18 protein-coding genes are annotated in these 19,022 nt (G+C 60.5%); 12 read left to right on the forward strand and 6 right to left on the reverse strand.

Features of this window, described 5'->3' with window-relative positions; translation table 11 throughout:
- Positions 1-144: 144 nt before the first annotated feature.
- The 5 genes from WFR25_RS08410 (at position 145) to WFR25_RS08430 (ending at position 5,861) form a co-directional block, all read left to right on the forward strand.
- Positions 145-2,088: a PrkA family serine protein kinase gene (locus tag WFR25_RS08410; RefSeq protein WP_336970112.1), complete on the forward strand. Its 1,944-nt coding sequence runs from the start codon at positions 145-147 to the stop codon at positions 2,086-2,088.
- 19 nt (positions 2,089-2,107) lie between these two features.
- Positions 2,108-3,415 carry a YeaH/YhbH family protein gene (locus WFR25_RS08415; protein ID WP_336970114.1) on the forward strand — a complete coding sequence of 436 codons (1,308 nt, stop codon included), beginning with the start codon at positions 2,108-2,110 and terminating at the stop codon, positions 3,413-3,415.
- The gene (locus tag WFR25_RS08420; protein WP_336970116.1) at positions 3,412-4,953 is read left to right on the forward strand and encodes a SpoVR family protein; all 1,542 of its coding nucleotides are present in this window, start codon (positions 3,412-3,414) and stop codon (positions 4,951-4,953) included. The genes WFR25_RS08415 and WFR25_RS08420 overlap by 4 nt, the downstream gene beginning before the upstream one ends.
- 165 nt (positions 4,954-5,118) lie before the next feature.
- Positions 5,119-5,325: a hypothetical protein gene (locus WFR25_RS08425; RefSeq protein WP_336970117.1), complete on the forward strand. Its 207-nt coding sequence runs from the start codon at positions 5,119-5,121 to the stop codon at positions 5,323-5,325.
- Positions 5,326-5,618: 293 nt separating this feature from the next.
- Positions 5,619-5,861 carry a hypothetical protein gene (locus WFR25_RS08430; protein WP_336970119.1) on the forward strand — a complete coding sequence of 81 codons (243 nt, stop codon included), beginning with the start codon at positions 5,619-5,621 and terminating at the stop codon, positions 5,859-5,861.
- A gap of 211 nt (positions 5,862-6,072) precedes the next feature.
- On the opposite strand, the gene WFR25_RS08435 is transcribed toward WFR25_RS08430, so the two are convergent.
- Positions 6,073-7,422: an IS1380-like element ISSp1 family transposase gene (locus tag WFR25_RS08435; RefSeq protein WP_013039775.1), complete on the reverse strand. Its 1,350-nt coding sequence runs from the start codon at positions 7,420-7,422 to the stop codon at positions 6,073-6,075.
- 142 nt (positions 7,423-7,564) lie between these two features.
- Between WFR25_RS08435 and WFR25_RS08440 the strand changes: the two genes are divergently transcribed.
- The 7 genes from WFR25_RS08440 (at position 7,565) to WFR25_RS08470 (ending at position 13,565) form a co-directional block, all read left to right on the forward strand.
- The gene (locus tag WFR25_RS08440) at positions 7,565-8,950 is read left to right on the forward strand and encodes a hypothetical protein (RefSeq protein WP_336970121.1); all 1,386 of its coding nucleotides are present in this window, start codon (positions 7,565-7,567) and stop codon (positions 8,948-8,950) included.
- Positions 8,947-9,381 (forward strand): SxtJ family membrane protein, encoded by a 435-nt coding sequence (locus WFR25_RS08445; protein ID WP_336970123.1) that lies wholly within the window; start codon positions 8,947-8,949, stop codon positions 9,379-9,381. Before WFR25_RS08440 ends, WFR25_RS08445 begins: the two co-directional genes overlap by 4 nt.
- 14 nt (positions 9,382-9,395) lie before the next feature.
- Complete coding sequence (locus tag WFR25_RS08450; RefSeq protein WP_336970125.1) at positions 9,396-9,545, forward strand: DUF5989 family protein; 150 nt, start codon at positions 9,396-9,398, stop codon at positions 9,543-9,545.
- Between the two features lie 4 nt (positions 9,546-9,549).
- On the forward strand, positions 9,550-11,391 hold the full coding sequence (locus tag WFR25_RS08455; RefSeq protein ID WP_336970126.1) for a carbamoyltransferase family protein: 1,842 nt from the start codon (positions 9,550-9,552) through the stop codon (positions 11,389-11,391).
- Between the two features lie 8 nt (positions 11,392-11,399).
- Entirely contained in the window at positions 11,400-11,708 is a 309-nt protein-coding gene (locus WFR25_RS08460; RefSeq protein ID WP_336970128.1) for a hypothetical protein, read from the forward strand.
- A gap of 133 nt (positions 11,709-11,841) precedes the next feature.
- A complete protein-coding gene (locus WFR25_RS08465) occupies positions 11,842-12,999 on the forward strand; it encodes a cupin domain-containing protein (RefSeq protein ID WP_336970130.1) in 1,158 nt (385 codons plus the stop codon).
- 2 nt (positions 13,000-13,001) lie between these two features.
- Positions 13,002-13,565, forward strand: coding sequence for a pseudouridine synthase (locus tag WFR25_RS08470; protein ID WP_336970131.1), 564 nt, complete (start codon positions 13,002-13,004; stop codon positions 13,563-13,565).
- 6 nt (positions 13,566-13,571) lie between these two features.
- On the opposite strand, the gene WFR25_RS08475 is transcribed toward WFR25_RS08470, so the two are convergent.
- From WFR25_RS08475 to WFR25_RS08495, 5 genes are read right to left on the reverse strand one after another with little or no spacing between them, the layout of a single operon-like run.
- A complete protein-coding gene (locus WFR25_RS08475) occupies positions 13,572-14,054 on the reverse strand; it encodes a hypothetical protein (RefSeq protein WP_336970133.1) in 483 nt (160 codons plus the stop codon).
- A 59-nt stretch (positions 14,055-14,113) separates the two neighbouring features.
- Complete coding sequence (gene fahA, locus WFR25_RS08480; protein WP_336970134.1) at positions 14,114-15,415, reverse strand: fumarylacetoacetase; 1,302 nt, start codon at positions 15,413-15,415, stop codon at positions 14,114-14,116.
- The gene (gene hmgA / locus WFR25_RS08485; RefSeq protein WP_336970136.1) at positions 15,412-16,746 is read right to left on the reverse strand and encodes a homogentisate 1,2-dioxygenase; all 1,335 of its coding nucleotides are present in this window, start codon (positions 16,744-16,746) and stop codon (positions 15,412-15,414) included. The genes fahA and hmgA overlap by 4 nt, the downstream gene beginning before the upstream one ends.
- A gap of 8 nt (positions 16,747-16,754) precedes the next feature.
- Complete coding sequence (hppD, locus tag WFR25_RS08490; RefSeq protein WP_336970138.1) at positions 16,755-17,795, reverse strand: 4-hydroxyphenylpyruvate dioxygenase; 1,041 nt, start codon at positions 17,793-17,795, stop codon at positions 16,755-16,757.
- Positions 17,796-17,807: 12 nt separating this feature from the next.
- Positions 17,808-19,022 carry an amino acid aminotransferase gene (locus WFR25_RS08495; protein WP_419723197.1) on the reverse strand — a complete coding sequence of 405 codons (1,215 nt, stop codon included), beginning with the start codon at positions 19,020-19,022 and terminating at the stop codon, positions 17,808-17,810.

A 19,022-nucleotide genomic window follows, 5' to 3' on the forward strand; every position in this document is an offset into this window, starting at 1 on the left:
TCGCTTGTCAAATCCAGCCATCCGGACATTGCTTGGGTCCACATTTCAAGTTGAATCACGCCGAGGCCATCGCATCAACCCTTTCTAAAACGGTCTCTTAGGCGTATCATACTCATCTCATGGCTACTGCGGCGGGAGTCGCCAGTGACGAAAAATGAACTGTTTTCGAGCTTCACGCGGAATTTTGACGAACGGCGTCAAGCCGAGTTGTCGATTGAAGATTATCTGCTTGGGTGTCGCACCGATCCGATCATGCACGCCTCTGCGCCGGAACGTCTTCTGGCGGCGATCGGCGAGCCGGAAATCATAGATACTTCGCGCGATCAGCGGCTGGGCCGGATCTTCATGAACCGCACCATCCGGCGCTATAAGAGCTTCTCCAACTTTTTCGGTATGGAATCCACGATCGAACATATCGTGAGCTTCCTGCGGCATGCGTCGCAGGGACTGGAGGAGCGCAAGCAGATTCTCTACCTGCTCGGTCCCGTGGGCGGCGGCAAATCGTCGCTGGCCGAGCGGCTGAAGGCACTGATGGAAATCCATCCGATCTATGCGCTGAAGGCGGGGGATGAGATCAGCCCGATCTTCGAAAGCCCGCTTGCGCTGTTCGACGCCGAAACGCACGGCGCCTTCATCGAGGACAGTTATGGCATTCCCCGGCGGCGGCTGACCGGCATGATAAGCCCCTGGTGTCGCAAGCGGCTGGACGAGTTTGGCGGTGACATAGCGCAGTTCAAGGTTATCCGGCTGACGCCGTCGCGGATGCGGCAGATCGCCATCGCCAAGACGGAACCGGGCGACGAGAATAATCAGGATATTTCCTCGCTGGTCGGAAAGGTCGACATCCGCAAGCTGGAGATGCTGTCGCAGAACGATCCCGATGCCTACAGTTATTCGGGCGGCCTCAATCGGGCGAACCAGGGGATGCTGGAATTCGTCGAGATGTTCAAGGCGCCGATCAAGATGCTGCACCCGCTGCTGACGGCGACGCAGGAGGGGAATTATATCGGCACCGAAAATATCGGCGCCATCCCCTTTAACGGCATCGTCATGGCGCATAGCAATGAATCGGAATGGACGAATTTCAAGAACAACAAGAATAACGAAGCCTTTATCGACCGCATCTACGTCATCAAGGTGCCCTACGCGTTGCAGGCGACCGAGGAGCGGCATGTCTATGAAAAGCTGCTGCAGGAATCAGACCTGAACAAGACGCCCTGCGCGCCCGGCACGCTGGAAATGCTGGCACGTTTTTCGGTGCTGACGCGGTTGCGTGAGCATGAGAACAGCAACGTCTATTCCAAGATGCGGGTCTATGACGGGGAGATGCTGCGGGAGATCGATCCCAAGGCCAAGAGCCTTCAGGAATATCGCGACGCGGCGGGCGTGGATGAGGGGATGTCGGGCATTTCCACCCGCTTCGCCTTCAAGGCGCTGTCGGCGACCTTCAACCATGACACGATCGAGATCGGCGCCGACCCGGTCCACCTCATGTATGTGCTGGAAGGCATGGTCCGGCAGGAGCAGTTCCCGGCGGAGACCGAAGCGCGCTATCTGGAGTATATCAAGGGCGAACTGGCGCCGCGCTATGCCGAGTTCATCGGCAACGAGATTCAGAAGGCCTATCTGGAATCCTACCATGATTATGGTCAGAATCTGTTCGACCGCTATGTGGCCTATGCCGATGCGTGGATCGAAGATCTGGACTTCAAGGACCCCGATACGGGGCAATTGCTGGACCGGGAGATCATCAATCAGGAACTGTCCAAGACCGAAAAGCCCGCCGGCATCGCCAATCCCAAGGATTTCCGTAACGAAGTGGTGAAGTTCGCGCTGCGCATGCGGGCCAGCAATGACGGGCGCAATCCGTCATGGACAAGCTATGAGAAGATCCGCGAGGTCATCGAAAAGCGGATGTTCAGTCAGGTCGAGGACCTGCTGCCGGTCATCAGCTTCGGGTCCAAGAAGGACGGCGATACGGCGAGCAAGCATGACGAATTCGTCACGCGGATGATCGAGCGCGGCTATACCGAGCGACAGGTGAGACGGTTGGTCGAATGGTATATTCGCGTCAAGCAGGCAGGCTGATGGAGGCGCACTCACTGTCATGCACATAGTTGACAGACGGCTGAACCCCGGAGGCAAAAGCCTGGTCAACCGGCAACGCTTCCTGCGACGGGCGCGGGCCTATGTGCAACAGGCAGTGCGTGACAGCTTGCAGGACCGCAGCATCAAGGATCTGGACAAGGAACGCCAGATCAGCATCCGCCGGGACGCTATCCACGAACCCACGCTGCATCACGCCGGCCAGGGCGGCAATCGCGAGCGGGTGCTGCCCGGCAATCGCGAATATATGGAAGGCGACAGGATTAAGCGGCCTCAGGGCGGTGGAGGTGCCGGTTCGCAGGCGGGTGAGGGCGAGGGTGCGGACGAATTCCGCTTCGCGTTGAGCCGCGAGGAGTTTCTGGACCTGTTTCTCGACGATCTGGAATTGCCTGACATGGCCAAGAAAAGGCTGGTGGCGGGCAAGGTCGAGGGGGTCAGGCGGGCGGGCTATTCAACCCTTGGCAATCCGTCCAACCTGTCCGTCCCGCGCTCGATGCAGAAGGCGATGTCGCGGCGGCTGGCGCTGCGGCGGCCCAGCAGCGCGCAGTTGCGGCAGGTGGAAGACGCGATCGCCGAGATCGAGGCGCGCGAGAAGCCCTTGCCGAATGATGCAGCGGCATTGAAGAAGCTGCGCGAGGAACGGGCGCATCTGGTGCGGCGGCGCAACCTCATTGCCTATATCGACCCGGTTGACCTGCGCTATCGCCGGTTCGAACCACAGCCCCGTCCGGTCGCGCAGGCCGTTATGTTCTGTCTGATGGATGTGTCTGGCTCCATGACCGCGCATATGAAGGATCTGGCCAAGCGTTTCTTCGCGCTGCTGCACCTGTTCCTGTCGCGCTGTTACGAGCATGTCGAGGTGGTGTTCATCCACCATACCGACCGGGCGGCCGAAGTGGACGAGCAGACCTTTTTCTATAGCACGGTCACGGGCGGCACGCTGGTGTCGAGTGCGCTCGACAAGCTGCTGGAGGTGGTGAAGGACCGCTACAGTCCGAACGACTGGAATATCTATGTCGCGCAGGCTTCGGACGGTGACACAATGGCGTCCGACAATGACCGGGTGGTCAGCCTGATGCAGGATCAGATCCTGCGGATCGCGCAATATGCCGCCTATCTGGAAGTGGGCCGCGAGGAATTTGCCGGGATAGAGGCGACGGCCACCACCGGGCTGTGGAACGCCTACGCGCCGGTGATGGAGGCCAATCGTCATTTCGCGATGCGCAAAGTGTCGCACCGGCGCGAAATCTATCCCGTCTTTCGCGAGCTGTTCCAGCGCAGGGGCGTTTCGGAAGGGGCGCGCAATTGAAAGGTGGTATCGCATCCGCCCCGCTGTTCACCGGTAGCGACTGGGACTTTTCGCTCCTCAACCGCATCTATGACGCCATCGAACCGATCGCCATCGGCGAGATGAAGCTGAACATCTATCCCAATCAACTGGAAATCATCAGCGCTGAACAGATGCTGGACGCCTATTCATCGATCGGTATGCCGCTGTTCTACAAACACTGGTCGTTCGGCAAGCAGTTCGTCACCAATGAGACGCTCTATCGCAAGGGATTGCGCGGCCTTGCCTATGAGCTGGTGATCAATTCCGATCCCTGCATCAATTATCTGATGCAGGAAAACAGCGCGACAATGCAGACACTTGTCATCGCCCATGCCGCCTTTGGACATAATCATTTCTTCAAGAATAATTATGTCTTCCGCCAGTGGACGGACGCGGAAGGCATATTGGATTATCTGGAATTCGCCAAGCGATACATCGCCAGTTGTGAGGAACGCTACGGACAACTAGCGGTGGAGCGCGTGCTGGATGCCGCCCATGCGCTGATGAACCAGGGCGTGCATCGCTATCCGCGCATTCGCCCCCGCGACCTGAAGGCTGAGGCCGAGCGGGAGGCCGAGCGGCAGGCCTTTCGCGATCGCATCTTTGACGATTTGTGGCGCACCGTGCCGATGGGCGGAAAGGCGGCCGCCGTGCCCAATGACCAGCGGCGCGCGGCGCTGGGGCTGCCACAGGAAAATATCCTCTATTTCCTGGAAAAGACGGGGCCGCGGCTGGAAAGCTGGCAGCGGGAGATATTGCGTATCGTGCGTCTGATCGCGCAATATTTCTACCCCCAGCGCCAGACCAAGGCGATGAACGAGGGCGCAGCGACCTATACCCACTATCGCATCATGACCACCCTGCACCAGCGCGGCCTGATTACCGACGGGTCGTTCATGGAGTTCATCCAGTCGCACACGGGCGTCGTTTACCAACCGACCTATGACTCAGGGCATTTCGGCGGTTTCAATCCCTATGCGCTGGGTTTCGGCATCATGTCCGATATCGAGCGTATCTGCGACACGCCGACCGATGAGGACAGGGAGTGGTTCGGCGACATCGCCGGATCGCGCGACCCGGTGGAGGTGCTCAAGGACATCTGGGCGAATTATCGCGATGAAAGTTTCGTGTCGCAATTCCTCAGCCCTCATCTCATCCGGCAGTGGCGGTTGTTCAAGATCCTCGACCATGAAGGCGAGTCGGAGGTGCGCGTCGACGCTATCCATGACGAGCGCGGCTATCGGCGCATCCGAAGAGCGCTCGCGCGCGAACATGACATCGCCCGGCAGGAGCCGGATATCCAGGTCGTCGATGTCGATCTGGCCGGGGACCGGACGTTGATGCTGGAACATGGCGTGATCGACGGGGTGCTGCTGGATGACGCCGATGCTGCCATGGTGTTGCAGAATCTCGCCAATCTCTGGGGATATGAGGTGGTGCTGAGCGAGGTCGATATGGAAACGCGCAAAGAGTTTAAGAGCCACCGTTGCCAACCGCGCGTCGACTGGACGGTCTGAAATAGCGCCATGCGGCGATGTGCGCGGGTGGACCCAAAAGATTCCATTTCCCATCGGCTGACAAGGAGCGTAGATTTTGCGCGGTTTTTCACGGGGCGCCCTGCGTCCGATCGCCTCGCTGTGCGATAGGACCGGCATGTCCCGCAGGACGCAGGAGTGTGGTTCATGACGAATGCCCTTAATGCGCAGGAATGTCTTGAGCGTGCCAAAATGCATGAGCAGTTGGCGGCAACGACGGCGGATGCCTCCGCACGCATGATGCATCAGGCGATGGCCGCCGAATTTCGCCGCCGGGCGGCAATGGGTTCCTTCGATGAGGCGCGACCGATGGCGAGCAAGCCGATCATCGAACTGTGCCCGCCGGTGAGTTGACGGACTGATTCATCGCAATGGCGGGGACGATGGCTCGCCGCAGTAGATTGGACGTTCATGATCCAGCCACGCTGATGCAGCATAGCTGCCGGGAAGCCAGACCGCGTCGGCGTCGGGCGCTGGCGGCTCATTGCCGAACGGCGGCACGGTTTGTATCGGCTGAATCAATGTACTGATGTTCTCAATTTGCGCATCTATCTGATGGCGGGCGACATCTGTGAGACCTCGTGGCAGCGATCTGACGCGCTGTCGTTAGCTGGCTCTCATCCAGGGCGACATCGAGCCAAAAATTTATGCAGCAGTTCGTGTTTGCGAAGAAAAGCGCCGGAAGATGGGTGAATCTCCAGAGCATCGTGCGAAAAAGTGGGAACCGGCTTTTCGCAAAAAAACGATGCGACAACAAAGAACTAGAGCAAGCGCCCCGCGACGGATTTAACGCAGCTTGCTCCAGAAAAAAGAACCGGGCTGAGGGTGATTTGACCGATGCAGGGATAACCAACATCTCCCGGCTGGCGGTTACCTCTAATGATATTTGATGTGTCCAAATGCTCACTTGGTCCCTCGAAAGTGCGGACCTAGCCTCTCTTATTCACGACGCTCGGTTTCGGGCCCGCTCTGGGCATTTGCTGCGGCTGGCTGTATTGCGCGGACGACCGGCATCGCTGGCGTTTGTTTCACCGCATTCGGATTGATGGGCTTTTCGGGTTGAAGGGCTGGGCTCGGAGTTCTGCGGCGCTGCCGCATGGGCTACGTCGGCGCAGGCTTCAGCCGGAGAACGAGGGCGCGGAACAGGTCGGCATCCGGACAGGCGGAAGCGAAGGCAATGCGGATGCGGCTAGCACTTTCTACGACGCGCGCAGCGACCTTGAGCAGCCGCAGGCGCAAGGTGGTAAACTCCGCGCTTGCCAGAGCAGCGGTCCTGGGCATCGCCTGCTGGATGCGCCATAGCAGCCAGTATGCGGCAGTGTGCAGTATCAGGCGCATCTGATTGGCATTGGCCGAGCGGCACGAGGTTCGGTCGCTGGCGAGCTGGGACTTGTGGCGCTTGATCAGGTTCTCGGCCTGACCACGCGCGCAGTAGAGCGTGTCGTAGATGTGCTCGGCCGATCCTGTTGCCAACGAGGTGACGACATAGCGGATGTCCATGCCCAGCGTGCTGGCCTCGATCCGTGCAACGACGCGACGCTGGCACTTCCAGGTCTTTGCCCCATAGCGGGTCTCGGCATAGTTGCGCAGGACGGGACACTGACGCTGGGCGCGCTTGACCGCGCAGGCATCGGCGACCGCAACAATGGCGGGATCGGCGCGCAGCGCTGAATTGGTGGGCAGGCCGAACACGTAATCGACGCGGGCCGCATCGCAGTAGGCCATGACCTCGGGTCGACCATAGTGCCCGTCGCCGCGGATAGTGATGTGGGTATCGGGCCAATTACGGCGCAGGTGACGCACCAGGCGTCGGATGTGCCCCGCCGCCTCCTTTCCAGAAGGCGTCTTGCCTGTGCGCAGCAGCATGGCCACCGGCCTGCCGGTCGCGGTGTCGTAGATATGGATCGGTAGGAAGCAGCGCTCCCCATGATGCCCGTTCCAGAACGAGAGCTGTTGATAGCCATGCACGACGTCGCACGTGTCGTCGATATCCAGCGTGACCGCTGTCGGAGGGGCGGGATAGCTGGCGCAGTAGATGTCGATCATCGCGGCCATCATGCTGGCCAGTTCGCGCGTAGTCGGTGCATTTTCCCACCGGCTCATCGTCGGTTGGCTGGCCAGCCCCGCGCCCGATTCCGGCAGCTTGCCGAGCGCCAGGCGGAAGCCTGGATCGTCGCGCAGAGCATCGAGATCATCGGCATCCTCATAGCCGCACGCAATCGCGAACACACGGGCACGCAGAATGTCATCCAGGCGATGGATCACCCGCGCTGGATCGCGCGGATCGGCAATACAAGCCGCCAGGCGCTGGCAAATCCCCATCGCGCGCTCGGCCTGTGCAAGCAGTAGAACACCGCCATCCGAGGTAAGCCGGCCACCGTCGAACGCAGCTGTGATTTTCTTGCGGCCGACTGCTGGGAATCCAAATGAGCTTGCGATATCATCGTTCATGGCGGGTGTGGCCCGTGGCATTTTCTGCCCTGCGGCAGGTTCGGCTTAGACACCCAGTTCCTAATTCAGATCAGAGGCTTACGCCACTCCCGCCAACCCTTCAGGACACTTTTGGTGAATAAGGCGGGCTAGGGTCCGCCACATGGCAACCGTCCGCGAGCCCGCTACAGGAGAGGAACAGTCATCGCTCTCTGCGGCGATCTGGGACGATGCGCGAATGGAAAATCGCGTTGGAATGGTCCTGTGCTTGATTCCGGCGCTCTATCTGGCTGGTGTGATGGTATTTGCCGTGGCGAATGCCCGTGCTTTCATGACCGATCTTCCACAATGTCTCCGCTATGTCGTGGTTCCCGGACTCTTATTGTCAGCACTGTTGTGGGCGGCCTTTCGCGCCAGGGCAGCGTGGCGGTTGCAGATCGGTGGCGTCGCCTGCGGCATTTTGTTCGCCCTGTTTTTGTTCGAGGCTGTTCTTGAATTTCGCTACCTCCAGATAATTCGCTCGATGGTGGGGACCGAAATTCGTCAGGTAACAAACGCGGACCCTTTCGCCCTTCCGCCCGGGCGCACACTGAGGCAGCTCAACACCGGAATTGGCACGACCCAACTAAGCGAAGCGGTTCTTGGAGGGGTCCCCGGTTCAAAAGTGGATCTTTGCAAAGCGGGCAACGTGCCGGTGAAATATCACGCCGACCAATTTGGATTCCGCAATCCGCCCGAGGCGGCGGCCCAGCCGTCGCCCAGGATTTTGATGATCGGCGATTCTTTCGTCGAAGGCATTTGTCTTCCCGACGGTCAAGATATTGCCAGTCGAGTGCGTGCGCGGGAAGGTTCAGTACTCAGCTTGGGAAGTCGGGGAGCCGGACCCCTGCTGGAACTGGCGATGCTTGGGCGATTTGGCCCGGTGCGCCGTCCCGATTGGACCGTCATCATTTTCTACGAAGGCAATGATTGGCAGAATCTTGCGAACGAGTTGCGAACGCCATGGCTTGTCGAAGCACTGGGTCCTGCACCGAACTTCGGTTCGTCGACGATAAGGCCTAAAGCGATACAGGCGGCTCGCGCCCAAATCGCGCGCTGGGACAATGAAGGCCCGGTCGACACGATAGACTTGATCAAACAAGGCAATGTGGCCCGTAATTTTCTGGGGCTGCACCAGAGCTGGGTGAGGCTAGGTTTGGGTTACCCCAAGAGCGCGCCTGAGATACCTCAATTCGCGCTTGTTTTGCAGCGGGCGCGAACGGTGGCGTCTGGATGGGGCGGTCGCACTGCCATCGTATATTTGCCGCAAAGTACGCGTTTCATGGGACTGCTGCCGAACGGCTTCGCCTATGATTCCATGCGTCGCAAGGTGCTGAAGGCTGCGCAGCATGCCGGCGTTCCGGTCATCGACATGACTCCACATTTTAAGGCCACGCCGGATCCGATCGCCCTTTATGGTGAAAACCATCTGAGTCCGGCTGGCGCTGACATGGTCGCTAATGTGCTTTCGGTTGACCTTCGCACTATTGAGCAAGGAAAGGCAGAATGAGCCAGGGCGCGCACGAATCTTTTGTCGACCGGTCGGTAATCGCCCTACCTTCCAACCGAAGGTTCGGCATCATCATTGGCGCGATCCTCATGGCGTTCGGCTGCGTGCGCTGGTTGCTGGGTTGGTCCCAGGAATTGAACCTGATCCTGTTTGTCGCGGGCGGGGCGCTCCTTATCCTGGGCCTGCTCGCGCCGGCGGTCCTTGCGCCATTAAACTATGGCTGGATGAAGATTGGGCTGATTCTGGGCGCGATCATCAATCCGCTGGTCATGCTGATCATGTTCCTCGTCGCCTTTCTACCCATTGCGCTGATCATGCGCGCGGTACGACGCGACGCGTTGCAACTGAATCCACGAAAGAAGACGGAAAGCTACTGGAATGAGCGATCCGCCCAGTCTGATGGCGCGGGGGGCCTGACGGATCAATTCTAGAGGAGGTAAGTGCTGTGGACTTTGCTCGCGAACTCCTGCGTTTCCTGATCGCCAGGAAACGGCTGTGGATGCTTCCGCTGTTCGTGATGATTGTGACTTTGGGTGGCCTCCTTGTGCTCGCTCAAGGCTCCGTCGTCGCACCGTTCATCTATACGCTGTTCTGACGCCATGAAAATTTTGGGCATCTCGGCCTTTTATCACGACAGCGCGGCGGCGCTTGTCGAAAATGGCCATATCATCGCCGCCGCGCAGGAAGAACGGTTCACCCGCATCAAGCATGACGCGGCCTTCCCGGCGGCGGCCGTTCGCTACTGCCTGGAGGCGGCCGGGTGCGGGATGGAGGGTGTCGATTATGTAGTCTTCTACGAAAAACCCTTCCTGAAATTTGAACGGCTGCTCGAAACCTATCTGGCGGTCGCCCCGCGAGGGTTCAACTCGTTCCGCCACGCAATGCCGCTGTGGATAAAGGAGAAGCTGTTCCAGAAGCGCACGCTGGCAACCGAACTGCGGAAACTGCCAGGAGCAAGCGGCTGGAACGGCCGCCTGCTTTTCACCGAGCATCACCAGTCCCATGCCGCGAGCGCCTTCTATCCCTCGCCTTTCGAGAGAGCAGCGGTGCTCACGATGGATGGTGTCGGAGAATGGTGCACGACCTCGCTTGGGATAGGCAACGGCCGTTCGCTGGAGATCGTCAAGGAGGTGCGTTTCCCGCATTCTCTCGGTCTGCTCTACAGTGCCTTTACCTATTATACCGGCTTCAGGGTCAATTCCGGAGAGTATAAGTTGATGGGCCTCGCCCCCTATGGCGAACCCAAATATGTCCAAACCATTCTCGATCACCTGATCGACCTGCGCGAGGACGGATCTTTTCACCTCGATCAGCAATATTTCAACTATGTGTCGGGCCTGCGGATGACGTCCCGGCGATTTGCCGACCTGTTCGGCGGTCGGGAGCGCTCGCCCGACGAGCCGCTGACGCAGCATCACATGGATCTTGCCGCGTCGATTCAGAAGGTCACTGAGATGGCGGTTGTCCGCCTGGCGCGCGCGGCCCGGAAAGAGACTGGAGAACGAAATCTGTGCCTGTCTGGCGGCGTCGCGCTCAACTGCGTCGCTAACGGCGTGCTGCATCGCGAAGGGCTGTTCGAGGGCATCTGGGTACAGCCGGCGGCTGGCGATGCCGGAGGCTCGCTCGGAGCGGCGCTCTACGTCTGGAACAAGATGCGGCCAGAGGGTGATGGGGCCGGCAAAGAAGGCGCCGGCGATGCTATGCGTGGCGCCTATCTTGGCCCCGAATATGGGCAGCCGGAAATCGAGCGTCGGCTGAAAGCGGCTGGGGCTGTGTTTGAAACGCACACGAGCGACGAAATTACGGCCGAAACGGCCGAAGCGCTGGGCGAGGGGAAGGCGATCGGTTGGATGCAAGGCAGGATGGAGTTTGGTCCCCGCGCGCTAGGTAACAGGTCGATCCTTGGCGACCCACGCTCTGCGACAATGCAGAAACTGCTCAACCTCAAGGTCAAGTATCGCGAAAGCTTCCGGCCGTTCGCGCCGTCGGTGCTCCGCGAGGATGTGGCGCAATGGTTTCAGTTCGACCGGGACAGTCCCTACATGCTGATGTGCGCTGACGTGGTACCCGAGCGCCGTCGACAGATGACCGCGCAAGAAGAGGCGCTGTTTGGCATCGAGAAGCTGAATGTGCCCCGATCGGAAATCCCCGCAGTTACGCATGTCGACTATTCCGCCCGGCTACAGACAGTCCATCGCGATACCAATCCGCGCTACTGGGAACTGATCAATGCATTCAAGCAGCGCACGGGCTGCGCGGTGGTTGTGAACACCAGCTTCAATGTCCGTGGCGAGCCGATCGTCGAAAGCCCGGATGACGCATTCCGCTGTTTCATGGGCACTGATATAGAACGGCTCGTCATAGGCAACTGCATGCTGAAGAAGGAGGAACAGAACCCGGCGTTGGCCCAGGATTACAAACATGCTTTTGCGCCGGACTGATGCTGGTCATGACACATATTCTGTCCCCGTCTGACGCTCCACCCGTGATCGAGGTCACGCGCAACCCTGCGGGCATCAGCATGTGTCAGCTCGTTCGCGACGCTTATGAGGCCAGTCGGGAGAGGCAGATTATCCTCCTGCTCAACGGTGTGACGGTCGAGGAGGTCGACGCTGCGCTTGATCCGATCGTACCGCTTTACTCGCTCGACATTCCGGGTGTGAAATATGTGCTGTTCGAGGGCAGGGAAAGGATGGCCGGGATCGAGCAGCCGATGCTGTCAAGCGGAGCGAAATCGGGCTATCTTAAGCATTCATGATGCGGAGGATGCGCAGGTTCGAAGCCAGTAGGCGCGCTATCTCTTCCCAAAAGCGAACCCGACATATAGGGCTGAAGACTATTCGTAAGCGGGCCGCCGGGGTTCGTGCGGGGCGCTTTACACAAGAGTGGATATGCAGTTCAGCCATTTTGACATCGACCTTTTCCTGTCCGACTATTGGCAGAAGAAGCCGCTGTTGATCAAAAACCCCTGGATGTCCTGGAGCAATCCGCTCGAACCCGATGAACTGGCGGGTATGGCCTGCGAAACAGGCGTCGAGTCGCGGCTGATCATGCAGGCGCGCGATGGCGCGAACGATGTGTTGAAGGTTGAGCATGGCCCCTTGGCGGAAACGCGTTTTGGTCAGCTTGGCAAAGCGCCCTGGACGCTGCTCGTGCAGGCTGTCGATCATGCCGTGCCGGACGTGGCCGCGCTCATCGCGCCCTTTCGCTTCATACCCAATTGGCGGATTGACGATGTGATGGTGAGCTACGCCACCGATCAGGGCGGGGTGGGCGCGCATTTCGATCAATATGACGTGTTTTTGATTCAGGGACTTGGCAAGCGCTGCTGGCAGGTTGGCGGGCTGTGTACTGCTGACACCCCATTGTTGCCGCATGAGGATTTGCGCCTGTTGGACAGTTTTGAGGCCACCAACGAATGGGTTCTTGAACCCGGCGATATTCTCTACGTGCCACCGGGCATCGCGCATAACGGGATCGCGGTCGGCGATGACTGCATGACCTATTCGATCGGCTTGCGCGCCCCTTCGCGCAGTGAGTTGATTGAGGATTGGTCCGATCATCTGGTTGGCGAGATGCAGGATGACGACCGTTATGGCGATCCGGACCTGCGCGTGCAGGACAATCCGGGCGAAATTTCAGCACAGGCTCTGGCGGATATGCACGCGATGATTACCGAGGCGGTGCAGGACCGCGACGCCTTTGCGCGCTGGTTCGGGCAATATAACAGCACGCGAAAGAATCCCGACATAGAGTGGGAGCCGGAAGATCCGGTGCAGGTCGAGGACATCAGCGCGTTTCTTGCCTACGATGTGCCGCTGTTCCGCAATTCGGCCAGCCGCTTTTCCTTCATCCGGCAGTCAGAGGTGACCCTGTTGCTGTTCGTCGATGGTCAATGTTTTGCGTGTTCCGAGGATATGATGGCGTTTGCCGAGCAGCTCTGCGCGCAAGAGCACATCATAATTGATCCGGAAGTGCCGGGTTCCGTGACGGCCTTGATCGTGACGTTGATCAATCAAGGCAGCGTCGCGTTCGATCAGGAGGATTGAGCGTGGCGCGGTTGATCCTGTTCAACAAACCCTATGGCGTGCTGTGCCAGTTCACCGATGGCAGCGTGGGCGCCGATCGGCAGACTTTGTCGGATTTCATCGACGTGCCGGGCGTCTATCCGGCCGGGCGGCTGGATCTCGATAGTGAGGGGCTGCTGCTGCTGACCGACGATGGCAAGTTGCAGGCGCGGATCGCCGATCCCCGGTTCAAGATGCCCAAAACCTATCTCGCGCAGGTGGAGGGTGATCCTGATGAAGCAAGCCTGATGTTGCTGAGGCAGGGGGTCCGTTTGAAAGATGGCCTGACCCGGCCAGCCGAGGTCGAGCGCATCGCCGATCCCGATCTCTGGTCGCGCGATCCGCCGATACGTTTTCGCAAGAGCGTGCCTGACTGTTGGCTCAAGCTGACGATTCGGGAAGGGCGAAACCGGCAGGTCCGCAGGATGACGGCAGCCGTTGGCCATCCGACATTGCGGTTGGTGCGATGGCGGATCGGCGACTGGGCGCTTGAAGGGGTGCAGCCCGGAGAATGGAAAGAGGCGCCCATTATGTCCTTCCTGCGTTAGTCAGTCTCAGCGGCAGGGCTTGCCTTCATATTGGCGGCGGTTTGGCACATATTGTTTGCCGTTCCAGCGCAGGACGGGGAAGCAGAATCCGGGGCCGCCGACTTCGATGTCCGGCCATCCCCCTGTTCCCTTGGTCGCAAGAAAGGTCGGAATGCCCGTTTCGCTCGTTATGCGTTTCCATTTGCCATCCGCTTGCTTGCTGACGAGAGCAAAGCCCGTCCCGGTCATTCCGAAACAGGCGGTGCTGCCCTCCGATATTACAGCTTCGGGCAAGCCATCGCCATTGAGGTCGCGAGCGCTATCAATCTGGCCGGGCGTGTAGCTCATCGACCCCGGATCATCGCAGCTTTTCCATTGCTTGCCGACCAGCTTGAACCCCGCCGCCTGAAAAGCCGCGGTGCGATCAACTGCCGTCAGAGTGGATTGGGCATAGGCCAGTGGCGGCGCCAGGGACCAGAGGAGAAATGCAATCGCCGCGCGCCCTGTCATACAGCCTCCTTCCATCGTTGCGGGAAGTCTATCCGATCGCGGGCAATCACACCATCGTCCTAACGGGCGGGCAGCACGATGGCACTACAGGGACCAAAGCCGATCGGCACATGGCCATCGGCGGATGCAATGGCGCTCAGGGTCAATGCGTCGCCATCCTCCAGAAAACTGCGCGTCTCGCCCGTTGGCAGGGTGAGGGGCGCCTTGCCGCCGCTGCTCAACTCCATCAGGCTGCCAAAGCCCTCACGCTCGGGCGTGGAAATGGTGCCGGTGCCCAGCAGGTCGCCGGGGGTAAGGTTGCAGCCGTTGGACGCGTGATGCGCGACGATCTGGTTGACGGTCCAGTACATGTTGGACGCCGGGCCGCTGCTGAGGCGATGGGGGGGCAGGCCCTGCGCGCGCATGGCGGCGGTAGTGATCGTCACCTCCAGCGTCACGCCCAATGCGCCATGCGCCTGATCGTCGGGGTCAGTCAGATAGGGGAGGGACGCAGGGTCGCCTTCCGGTCGCGGGGGCTGGGCCTTGCGAAAAGGAGCCATCGCTTCGGCGGTCACGACCCAGGGGGAGATGGTGGTGTGGAAATTCTTGGCGAGGAAGGGGCCGAGCGGTTGATATTCCCATGCCTGAAAGTCGCGCGCCGACCAGTCGTTGAGCAGGCAGAAACCGGCAATATGCTCCGCCGCCTCACCGATGGGGATGGGCGTGCCAAGGGCGTTGCCCGGCCCGATCCACACGCCCAGTTCCAGCTCATAATCCAGCCGCGCGGTGGGTGCGAAAATAGGCGCGTCGGCCTCGGGTGGCTTGCGCTGTCCGCGTGGACGGACCAGCGGCACGCCAGACGGGCGGATGGACGACGCTCGGCCATGATAGCCGATCGGCACAAATTTATAGTTGGGCAGCAGCGGATTGTCGGGCCGGAACTGGCGGCCGATATTGTTGGCGTGATGGATGCCGACATAGAAGTCGGTATAGTCGCCAATGCGCGCGGGCAGATGCAGCGTGCAAGCGGATGCGGCATGGAGATGAGGTTCCACCTCCGGGCGCTTGGCAGGATCGGACAGCATCGCGCTGATCGCGCGACGCAGCGTCACCCGCTCCTGTCCCGGTAGCGCCATCAGCGCGTTGAGCGCATCCTGACGGCAGGCGTCGGCCAGCGTTTCGGGAACAAGGCCCGCATCGGCGCAGGCCGACAGGTCGAGGATGGAGTCGCCGATCGCCACGCCAATATGCGCTGCTGTGCCTTCGCGCGAAAACAGGCCGAAGGGCAGATTCTGGATCGGAAAGTCGCGATGTCCCTGCGCACTGTTGACCCAGCTTGTCCGGGCGGGATCGTGCGTCTCATCGGTCTGCCACCAGCTCATGCCTGTTCCATTCCGGGTAATTGTGCTTTTTCAAAGCCGGTCCAGCAGGCGTCATAATCGCGTTGTAACAGCGGCGTGTCCATGGCCCAGCGGGTGGGACGGAAGGCGTGGCGGCTTTCGAACATGAAGGCCATACTGTCCGTTATCCGCTGGGGCGTCAGGTCCGCCGACACCGCCTTTGCATAGCTTTGTGCGTCAGGGCCGTGGCTGGACATGCAATTGTGCAAGCTCGCGCCGCCGGGCGCAAAACCCTCCGCCTTGGCGTCATATTCGCCATGGATCAGGCCCATAAATTCGCTCATCACATTGCGGTGGAACCAAGGGGGGCGGAATGTATCCTCCGCCACCATCCAGCGCGGCGGGAAGATCACGAAGTCGATATTTGCGGTGCCATGCGTATCGCTGGGCGAGGTTAGCACGGTGAAGATCGACGGATCGGGATGGTCGAAGCTGACGCTGTTGATCGTATTGAAACGGGTAAGGTCGTAGCGCATCGGCGCCAGATTGCCGTGCCAGGCGACGACGTCGAACGGGCTGTGGTCCTGCGTTGTCGTCCACAGCCCGGCCATATATTTCTGCACGATCTGCGTGGGGCGTTCCACATCCTCGAATGCGGCGACTGTCGCCTTGAAATCGCGGGGGTTGGCAAGGCCGTTGGAGCCGATCGGCCCCAGGTCCGGCAGGCGAAAGGGCGTACCATAATTCTCGCAGACATAGCCACGCGCTGGTCCATCAATCAGTTCGACCCGAAAACGCATCCCGCGCGGAATGACCGCGACCTGGAGGGGTGCGACCGGCAACACGCCCAGTTCCGTGACGATCCGCAGCGCGCCTTGCTGCGGGACGACCAGAATCTCCCCGTCGGCGGAGAAAAAGGCGCGATCGACCATCGATACATTGGCGGCGTAGCCATGAATGCCGCAACCAAATCCCGCGCCGACATCGCCATTGCCCGCATAAGTGACAAGGCTGTCGATGAAATCGACCGGATCTTGTGGCAAAAGCAAGGGGTTCCAGCGCAGCCGATTGGGGGAGGAGGGCGCTTTATCGAACGGCCCGGATCGGATCAACGTGTCGTGGCTATAGGGCGTGAACGGCGGATGCATCGCGCTTGGCCGCATCCGGTAGAGCCAACTGCGCCGGTTCTCATGCCGGGGCGCGGTGAAGGCCGTGCCCGACAGTTGCTCGGCATAAAGGCCAAAGGCCACCTTCTGCGGCGAATTGCGTCCGACCGGCAGCGCGCCCGGCACCGCCTCGCTCGCGAAATGGTTGCCGAAGCCCGATTGCATCGGCGTCCCCTCGCTCGGCCCGATCGGATCGCTGCCCATCATCCTCTCCCTCACGCGTCGACGCTAAGGACGCCGCGCCGTATCTGGTCCAGTTCGATGCTTTCGAACAATGCCTGGAAATTGCCGTTGCCGAAACCCTCATTACCCTTGCGCTGGATGATCTCGAAAAAAATTGGGCCGAACATATTTTCGGTGAAGATCTGGAGCAATATGCCCTCGCTCTCGACATCGCCGTCGATCAGGATGCGGTTCTTCTTCAGCCGCTCAAGATCCTCGCCATGGCCGGGCACGCGGCTATCGACCAGTTCATAATAGGTTTCGATCGTGTCCTGAAGGCGCACGCCGCGGGCGCGCAGCTTCTCCACCGTGTCGTAGATATTCTCGGTAGTCAGGGCGAGATGCTGAATCCCCTCGCCATGATAGTCGCGGATGAACTCCTCGATCTGGCTGTTTTCGTCCTGACTTTCGTTCAGGGGAATGCGGATGGCGTGGTCGGGGGCGATCATCGCCTGGCTGAGCAGGCCGGTGGCCTTGCCTTTGATGTCGAAGAATTTCTGCTCCTCGAAATTGAAGAGTGTGCGGTAGAACTGGCTCCACACCCGCATCTGTCCGCGCCGGACATTATGGGTGAGGTGGTCGAGCAGGTCTAGGCCGACGCCGTTCGCCGCCTCCGCCTCGCGCCAGCCGGGGAACTCGGCCCAATCGGCATAAAGGTCCGCGCCATCGGCCACGAAATAGAGGTAGGAGCCGCCAATGCCCTGAATGACGGTGTCATCCTCGTCCGTGGGTTTGCCGCCATTGGCGAGCGCCCATTCCATCGCCGCCTTCGGATCGGCGACGCGAAAGGCCATGGCGCTGGCCGATGGGCCATGTTCGCCGCGGAAGGCCGCGACCCGGCCCGCATCGTCGCGGTTGAGCATCAGGTTGATGCGCCCCTGCTTGTAGCGGGTGATGTTCTTTTTTGGGTGCCGATGGGTTGCGACGAAGCCAAGCTGTTCGAACTGCGCGGCCATCGCTGCCGGATCGGGCGAGGTGAATTCGACGAACTCAAAGCCGTTGAGGCCCAAAGGGTTTGCTGGATCATGGGTCATGGAAAAGGCTCCTCAAACAATAGGGAGATGCGGCGTCAGGCCGGCGATGAAGGTCGGGATGGTGTCGAGGCGCAGCCCCGCAATGTTGATGCGGCCATTGCCCGCCATGTAGATGCCGTGCGTCTCCCGCAGGGCGATTACGGCGGCCCGAGTGATGGATAGCATGGCGAACATGCCTCGCTGATGGGCGATCGGGGCCAGCGCAGGGTGCGCGGCGGCCAGCGCCCCGCGCAGCGCATTGATGCGCGTCCGCATCTGCTCCAGTTCCGCCCTCCAGTCGGTGCGCAGGTCAGGCGATTGCAGGATGATGCGGACGATCGCCGCGCCATGATCGGGCGGCATCGACCAGAGACTACGTGCCAGCGACAGCATATTGCCATGCATGAGAGTGGTGATTGCGGCGCTTTCGCCCAGACCCCAGAGCGCACCGACCCGATCGCGATAGAGGCCGAAATTCTTGTCGCAACTATAGGCGACAAGCGCGTTGGGTAGGCGTTCCAGTAGCAGCCGCGTGGCATCCGCGTCCTGCTCCAGCCCGTCGCCCAATCCCTGATAGGCAAGGTCGATGAAAGGCAGCAGGCCACGCGTCGCACAGAGTGCGGCAATCTCGTCCCATTGCGCCGCCGTGAAGGACGCGCCCGTGGGGTTGTGGCAGCAGCCGTGGAGTAGCAGTACGTCGCCTGCGCGCGCGGCGGCGAGGTCTGCCATCATACCGTCGAAATCCAAGCTGCCGGTTTGGGATTCGAAGAACCGATGGGTCAGCACGGCAAGGCCTGCTTCGCGGAAGATCGGGGCGTGATTGGGCCAGGTTGGATGGCCGATCCACACGGTGGCATCGGGGCGCGCGCGCCTGACCAACTCCGCGCCCAGCCGCAGCGCGCCGGTGCCGCCGGGGGTCTGAATACCGGTTAGTCGATCGGATGCGGCTAGATTCTCGCCAAACACGATTCGGGCTAACAGGTCGGTGGAGAGGGCGTCACCCTCCGGTCCCAGATAGGCCTTGCTCGTCTGTTCGGCGAGCAGCTTTACCTCCGCTTCCTTGACCGCACGCATCACCGGGGTCGCGCCTGCCCGATCGCGGTAGATGCCCACGCCCAGATCGATCTTGCCGGAGCGTGTATCCGCCCGGAACAGGCCGATCAGGCCCAGCAGCGCATCGGACGCTTGCGGCTCCAGACCTGCAAAGAGCGAGATGGTGGCCGGTGCGTCCCGGTCCATGATCAGCAT

The organism is Sphingobium aromaticiconvertens, from assembly GCF_037154075.1.
GTDB classification, from domain to species: Bacteria; Pseudomonadota; Alphaproteobacteria; order Sphingomonadales; family Sphingomonadaceae; genus Sphingobium; species Sphingobium aromaticiconvertens.

Excerpts from the sequence above, each read along its gene's own strand:
- WFR25_RS08475 (WP_336970133.1), bottom strand. The coding sequence starts at position 14,054 with ATGACAGGGCGCGCGGCGATTGCATTTCTCCTCTGGTCCCTGGCGCCG.
- WFR25_RS08435 (WP_013039775.1), bottom strand. The coding sequence starts at position 7,422 with ATGAACGATGATATCGCAAGCTCATTTGGATTCCCAGCAGTCGGCCGC.
- WFR25_RS08465 (WP_336970130.1), top strand. The coding sequence starts at position 11,842 with ATGCAGTTCAGCCATTTTGACATCGACCTTTTCCTGTCCGACTATTGG.
- WFR25_RS08415 (WP_336970114.1), top strand. The coding sequence starts at position 2,108 with ATGCACATAGTTGACAGACGGCTGAACCCCGGAGGCAAAAGCCTGGTC.
- WFR25_RS08440 (WP_336970121.1), top strand. The coding sequence starts at position 7,565 with ATGGCAACCGTCCGCGAGCCCGCTACAGGAGAGGAACAGTCATCGCTC.
- WFR25_RS08455 (WP_336970126.1), top strand. The coding sequence starts at position 9,550 with ATGAAAATTTTGGGCATCTCGGCCTTTTATCACGACAGCGCGGCGGCG.
- fahA (WP_336970134.1), bottom strand. The coding sequence starts at position 15,415 with ATGAGCTGGTGGCAGACCGATGAGACGCACGATCCCGCCCGGACAAGC.
- hmgA (WP_336970136.1), bottom strand. The coding sequence starts at position 16,746 with ATGATGGGCAGCGATCCGATCGGGCCGAGCGAGGGGACGCCGATGCAA.
- hppD (WP_336970138.1), bottom strand. The coding sequence starts at position 17,795 with ATGACCCATGATCCAGCAAACCCTTTGGGCCTCAACGGCTTTGAGTTC.
- WFR25_RS08425 (WP_336970117.1), top strand. The coding sequence starts at position 5,119 with ATGACGAATGCCCTTAATGCGCAGGAATGTCTTGAGCGTGCCAAAATG.
- WFR25_RS08460 (WP_336970128.1), top strand. The coding sequence starts at position 11,400 with ATGACACATATTCTGTCCCCGTCTGACGCTCCACCCGTGATCGAGGTC.
- WFR25_RS08445 (WP_336970123.1), top strand. The coding sequence starts at position 8,947 with ATGAGCCAGGGCGCGCACGAATCTTTTGTCGACCGGTCGGTAATCGCC.
- WFR25_RS08495 (WP_419723197.1), bottom strand. The coding sequence starts at position 19,022 with ATGCTGATCATGGACCGGGACGCACCGGCCACCATCTCGCTCTTTGCA.
- WFR25_RS08430 (WP_336970119.1), top strand. The coding sequence starts at position 5,619 with ATGCAGCAGTTCGTGTTTGCGAAGAAAAGCGCCGGAAGATGGGTGAAT.